Source organism: Desulfobacter sp. (genome assembly GCF_050177295.1).
This window is the reverse complement of record NZ_JBFXHE010000263.1, coordinates 1-6,366: the sequence shown is the minus strand read 5'-3', so window position 1 is coordinate 6,366 and position 6,366 is coordinate 1. Positions and strand designations below refer to the sequence as shown.

Annotated in this window: 4 protein-coding genes and 1 pseudogene; all 5 read left to right on the top strand. The window is 50.6% G+C overall.

Annotated features, from left to right (window positions below):
- Positions 1–132: 132 nt before the first annotated feature.
- A pseudogene (locus AB7U36_RS16240) lies at positions 133–384 on the top strand (PAS domain-containing protein); the annotation flags it as partial.
- On the top strand, positions 379–786 hold the full coding sequence (locus tag AB7U36_RS16235) for a PAS domain-containing protein (RefSeq protein ID WP_428160750.1): 408 nt from the start codon (positions 379–381) through the stop codon (positions 784–786). The pseudogene AB7U36_RS16240 and the gene AB7U36_RS16235, both read left to right, overlap by 6 nt.
- A 97-nt stretch (positions 787–883) precedes the next feature.
- Positions 884–3,205 (top strand): sigma 54-interacting transcriptional regulator, encoded by a 2,322-nt coding sequence (locus AB7U36_RS16230; protein ID WP_428160749.1) that lies wholly within the window; start codon positions 884–886, stop codon positions 3,203–3,205.
- Positions 3,206–3,534: 329 nt separating this feature from the next.
- A complete protein-coding gene (locus AB7U36_RS16225; protein WP_428160748.1) occupies positions 3,535–5,337 on the top strand; it encodes an acyl-CoA dehydrogenase in 1,803 nt (600 codons plus the stop codon).
- A gap of 88 nt (positions 5,338–5,425) precedes the next feature.
- Positions 5,426–6,268, top strand: a complete 843-nt coding sequence (locus AB7U36_RS16220) for a 3-hydroxybutyryl-CoA dehydrogenase (protein WP_428160747.1) — start codon at positions 5,426–5,428, stop codon at positions 6,266–6,268.
- Positions 6,269–6,366 lie beyond the last annotated feature (98 nt).

Genomic DNA, 6,366 nt, shown 5'->3' with positions numbered 1-6,366 from the left:
TGAAAATGGCCCCAATTCTCCCAAATTTTATGTCAATAGTCCGGCTATTAACAGAAAATTTGAAAAAATTGGTTCTCATTTTCAGGAGATTTCGCTTCGATTCCCTAATTACCAAACAAGCTCTTAGATACCAAACTGTGCATCAAGAACTTTACGCCGGCTGCCGCTTCGGTTATAAACTTGATCCAGACCGATATCGGCAGACCTCTTGATGATCTCAAAACCTGCTTTGCGGATATTGATCTTACCGGTCTGGCCGGAGACGTTCTCAAAGATCTAAACACAGTGGAACTGGACAGCCTGTCACGGGATGATGTCTGGTATTCAATAAAAATCATCCCCTACCGGACAACCCAGAACGTCATTGACGGTGTGGTGATGACTTTTATCAATGTCCACAAGATCAAAGAGGTGAGTAAATACAAAAGGCTGGCAGCCATTCTGTTTGACTCAAGCGATGCGGTCACTGTCCTGGACATGAAGGGGAATATTTTGGCCTGGAACCGAGGGGCGGAGAAAATGTACGGCTGGACAGAGTCCGAAGCCCTGAAAATGAATATCAGAGCGCTTTGGGTGGATGGTATGTCAAATGAGCTTCAATCCATTGTTGAAAAATTGGAAAAAGGTGATTCAATGTTATCCTTTCAAACGTGCCGAAAGACAAAGAATGGGAAGCAGATAAAGGTGTGGATGACGCTTTCCGCTTTGACCGATGCAACGGATCGTCCGGTGGAACTTGCTCTAACAGAAAGAAACCTTGCCTGGTTGAAAAAGGAGCAGGGGTGAACCCGCAGAAAGTCCATTCACTTGCCTTGATCTGCACGATTTTGGCAGAATGCTTTCTTTTTTTTTATTTAAACCGTGTGATGCATGCAGGTGTACTATGAAAACAAAACCCGGCCCGGATCAGGCCGAACATGACATTGTGACCCAAACAGGCCGGATACCGGCGGAGATGATGTGGTTGTTTAAATTTTCCCGTCTGTGCCACCGCGCCATGCTGCATGCCGCTGACGCCACAGGGCTGCTGGATGCAGTTGTTGCGGCAGTCGAAAGCCAGACGCCTTATTATACGGTTTGTTTCAAATCTGTTCTCTATCCCGAATCCGGCGTTGATGGCAGTGGCATTGGCGCGTCCCATACCGGCATAGACGGTGTGTCCCTTTTTCCCGGGACCTGCGTAAACCCGAAAACAAAAAATTTTAAGGTGGTTGCGGATACGGATCTTCCCCAATCCGTGCAAAAACGCCTGGGTCTGAAAAGCAGAAGCCTGGCCACGGCGTTTTATTTTCCCATCAATGACCCTTGTGAAAAAGGGCGCAGGTGTCAGGTTTTTTATGCCCCCAGCGGGTATGTGCCCGGCTCTCTGGAGATTGGGGTTTTAGAAGAACTTTCGGCAGATCTTGGCAAAACCCTGCACCGGCTGCACAGGGACAGAGGCGTGGAAGAACAGATCCTGGAACTGACCCGCCAAAAGGAGATGTACCACAGCGTTTTTGAAAACACCGGAACCGGAACCATCATCATTGATCCGGATATGCTGATTCTTTATGTAAATGCCAAATTCATGGATCTTGTGGGACTTGGGCGCAACGAGATCGAGAACCGGATGCGGTGGTCCCAGTTCGTGGTGCCCGGCGACAATGAAATGATGCAAAATTACCATTACGGCCGGCGAAAAGGTATTCCCGGTATTCCCACCGAGTACGAATGCCGGGTCTTTGCCAAGTCCGGGGACATCCGGTATATTGATATGAAGGTGGGCATGATTCCCGGGACCGGTAAAAGCATTGCTTCGTTTATGGATATTACAAAAAGAAAACTTGCCGAGGGCCGCCTGCGGCAAAGCGAGGCCCAGCTCAGTGATATCATTCGCACCTTTGAAGGATTGATCTATATTACATCTAAAGATTACCGGGTTGAGTTCATGAATACCGCTTTGCAGGAAAAAGCCGGCCGAAGCGGGGTCGGGGAAAAATGCTACAGGGTGGTTCATGGCCTGGAAGCCCCCTGTCCCGGGTGTGATCTTGGGCCGGTTTTTTCGGGAAACACCCGCAGGTGGGAACTGAAGAGCCCCCGGGACGGCCAATGGTACTGGTCTATCCAGTCTCCGGTCTATGACAACCGGGGGCGGATTGTCAAAGCCCAGACCATCCATATGGACATCACCGACAGAAAACGCCGGGAAGAGCAGATCAGCGAAGATGCGGATTTGCTCAGAAATGAAAACATCGTCCTTCGGTCCGTCATGAAGGAGCGGTCCCGGTTCGAAAACATCGTGGGCAAAAGCCGGGCCATGCAGGAGGTATATGAACTGGTGGTGCGGGCGGCCGCAAGCAACGCGCCTGTGATCATCTACGGCGAATCCGGAACCGGAAAAGAGCTGGTGGCCCGGGCGATTCACAACCTGAGCAACCGCAGTGAAAAACAGTTTGTGCCCGTCAACAGCGGGGCTATCAGTGAAAATATTGTAGAAAGTGAATTTTTCGGCTACCGCAAGGGGGCATTCACCGGCGCTGAAAAGGACAAGGAGGGGGTTCTTGGCACGGCCGACGGCGGCACCCTGTTCCTGGATGAAATCGGAGATATCGGACCCAATCTTCAGGTCAAGCTGCTCCGGGCCATTGAAGGCGGGGGATACACCCCTGTGGGCGGTACCCGGGTGATTAAGCCCGACCTGAGAATCGTGGCCGCCACCAACAAGAATCTCAAACGCCTGGTGGAAAAAGGACTGATGCGGGAGGATTTCTTTTACCGGGTGCATATTATCCCCATCCGGCTGCCTGCCCTGCGGGAACGCAAGGAGGATATTCCATTGCTGGTGGACTTTTTTTTATCCGCCTTGGGTGATCAGGGGCAGATTCCCCCCATGGGGGGTAAAATTATGGAGGCCTTTCTCCGGCACGACTGGCCTGGAAATGTCCGGGAGCTTCAGAACGTCCTTCACCGTTACATGACCCTGGGGAAAATTGATTTCATGGAAAGTTCGTCTGATCGCGGGGAGGACGGCCTGGAGCAGATCTGTTTTGTCCGGGAATCACCTGATCTTTGCGGGTCTTTGAATGAGACGGTGACTGAATTTGAGAAGGGGATCATCCTGAAAGCCCTGGCGGAGAACCGGTGGCAAAAGGCCAGGACCGCGATTTCCCTGGGAATTCACAGAAAAACCCTGTTTACCAAGATGAAAAAGTTCGGACTGGAATAGCCCCAGCGCGTGGCGATATGGCCACGCTGGTGTAATATTCTGAATTTTAATAATATTATTTATATTTGCATTGCAGGTTTTAATTTTTGTGGCGTTATCGCCACGTATGCCCCCATGACTGCCCGGCCCTAAAACATTTATAAATACAAAAAAGTATTTAAAATCAATTGGTTGTCAAACAATGCGTTTGATTGGTGTAATTATTGCTATCCCTATCCAATGCTTTTGAACCGTCGTTCAGTTTCAGTTTGTTGGACCCATGGACGTAAAAACCGAAGACGCCCGTGACCGCTTGTAACCTTAAAAGCTTTTATAAAGGAAAAAGTCTTATGGCACAATTGATTGCAGACCGAAGGGATGTGGATTTCGTATTACATGAACAACTTGACGTGGACAGATTAAGCAAGGCAGAACGTTTTGCCGAGTTTGGGAAAAAGACCATTGACATGATCGTAAGCGAAGCCAGGAACCTTGCTATTAAAGAGATTCTGCCCCTTCAAACGATAAGCGACCAGGGCTGCACTTTCAATGCCGGTGAAGTAAAAGTCCCTGACGCCTTTCACAGTGTTTATGCCGCTTATAATGAAGGTGAATGGCTAGGTATGACCGATGATCCCGAATGGGGCGGGCAGGGGATGCCAAAAACCGTTGCCATGGCCGCCAATGAGTATTTTTACGGGGCTTGTAATTCCTTTATGCTTTACAACCTGCTTACCCATGGGGCCGCCAAACTTGTGGAGGTGTTCGGCACGGAGGATCAAAAGCAGACCTACCTTAAAAATATGCTGTCGGGAAAATGGTCCGGCACCATGCTTTTAACCGAGCCGGATGCGGGTTCCGACCTTGCCGCCGTAGAAGCCACGGCCAGGCCAAACGGGGACGGCACCTATTCCCTGTCCGGCAACAAGATTTTCATCTCCGGCGGGGAGCATGACATGGTGGAAAACATCATCCACCCGGTTCTGGCCCGCATTGAAGGGGCGCCTGAGGGCATTGCCGGCATTTCCCTGTTTCTGGCACCCAAATTCAGGGTGAACGCGGATGGCAGCCTGGGGGAATTCAATGATGTGGTCTGTACAGGCATTGAGCACAAAATGGGTCTGCACGGCAACGCCACCTGTTCTTTGACCCTTGGGGGTAAATCAGGGTGCCTAGGCACCCTTTTAGGCCAGGAAAACAAAGGCGTTGCCGCCATGTTCGAGATGATGAATGAAGCCCGTCAGATGGTGGGCCTCCAGGGTTTTGCCAACGCATCGGCCTCATATATATATGCCCTTAATTATGCCAGGGAGCGCATTCAGTCCCGGGCGCTTAAATCCCCGGCCGGTTCAAAACCGGTTTCCATCATCCGTCATCCTGATGTGAAACGCCAGCTGATTACCATGAAAGCCTATGTGGAGGGGCTGCGCAGTCTTAATTATTTCTGCGGTATGTGCCACGACCAGGTTGCCGTGTCCGCGGATGCGGATCACAAAACCCATTATGAATATTTACTGGAGGTTCTGACGCCCATTATCAAAGGGTATGGCACGGACAAGGCCTTTGAGGTGTGCAACCAGGGCATTCAGATCTACGGCGGTTACGGCTTTATCGAAGAGTTTCCCGTGGCCCAGCTGCTCAGGGATTCCAGGATCTTCATGCTGTACGAGGGAACCAATGGCATCCAGTCCATTGATCTTCTAGGCCGCAAACTCTCCATGAAAAAAGGCGCGGCCTTCAATGCTTTTCTGGATGAAATCAAGAAAACTTTTGTCCTTGCCAAAGCAGCGGACGGCCTTGACGATCTCACCGCCCGGCTGGAAGGTTTTTTCAATACCTACGCGGAGGTGGCTGCCGCACTGCAGGTCAAGTCCCGGTCAGATGAGTTTTTGACTGCCTATGCCTTTTCATACCCCTTCATGGAGGTCACAGGCGACCTTGTCATGGCCTGGATGCTTTTGTGGCGGGCGACAACGGCCACAGCCAACAAGGGCAAAAAGAAAAAAGACGACATGTTTTATGACGGACAGATCAAAACCGCCCGGTTTTTTATCAACCAGATCCTTGCGGTGAGCGCAGGAAAAATGGACGCGCTTAAGGCGTGTGACAATGCAGTGGTTGAGATGGATGAGGATGCGTTTGGAAGCAAGTAGCAGGGCGCGGTGATCCAGAATTATAGTCGGGCAAAAACTGTTTTTTAGCACAGAAAAAATAAATTTGATGAAAGGGCATAATTTTTATATGAAACAAATATGTGTAGTCGGTGCCGGCACCATGGGTGCCGGAATCGCCCAGGTCTTTGCCGTTAATGGCTATCTGGTGGTGTTACGGGATATTGAACAGGACTTTGTTAACAAAGGCATTTCCATCATCTCCAAAAACCTGGGCCGCCAGGCATCCCGGGGCAAACTGGAGGAGGTTATGATCCAGCCGATTCTTTCCCGGATTATAGGCACCACGGATCTTGAAAATGCCCGGGATTGCGATCTTGTGGTGGAAGCTGCCGTGGAAAACATGAAGATCAAAAAGCAGATTTTCAGTGAACTTGACAATATCTGCAAACCGTCAACCATCCTGGCCACCAACACCTCTTCCCTTTCCATTGCCGAGGTGGCCGCGGCCACAAAACGTCCGGATAAGGTGATCGGCATGCATTTTTTCAACCCGGCACCTGTCATGGCCCTGGTGGAGATCATCAGGGGGATTGCCACATCTGACGAAACCTTTGATGCGGTGAAGGCATTGTCCCTGAACGTCGGTAAACAGCCGGTAGAGGTGGTTGAAGCGCCGGGATTTGTGGTGAACCGAATATTGATCCCCATGATCAACGAAGCCGCCGCCATCTATGCCGAAGGCGTTGCCAGTGCCCAGGATATTGATACGGCCATGAAACTGGGCGCCAACCATCCCATCGGCCCCCTTGCCCTGGGAGACCTGGTGGGACTGGACGTCTGCCTGGCCGTCATGGATGTCCTTTATGAAGAGTTCAAGGATCCCAAGTACAGGGCGACTCCGCTGCTGCGAAAGTATGTCCGTGCCGGCTGGCTCGGTCGAAGAAGCGGCAAAGGATTTTTTAATTATTAAATCCACAACTGGTGCAAAACGCATAAAAAAGGGGGCGAAACACATACAACGGTCTCGCCCCTAAATCATAATGATTTTTATTATGAATGAACTTTATT

Excerpts from the sequence above, each read along its gene's own strand:
- AB7U36_RS16235 (WP_428160750.1), top strand. The coding sequence starts at position 379 with ATGACTTTTATCAATGTCCACAAGATCAAAGAGGTGAGTAAATACAAA.
- AB7U36_RS16220 (WP_428160747.1), top strand. The coding sequence starts at position 5,426 with ATGAAACAAATATGTGTAGTCGGTGCCGGCACCATGGGTGCCGGAATC.
- AB7U36_RS16230 (WP_428160749.1), top strand. The coding sequence starts at position 884 with ATGAAAACAAAACCCGGCCCGGATCAGGCCGAACATGACATTGTGACC.
- AB7U36_RS16225 (WP_428160748.1), top strand. The coding sequence starts at position 3,535 with ATGGCACAATTGATTGCAGACCGAAGGGATGTGGATTTCGTATTACAT.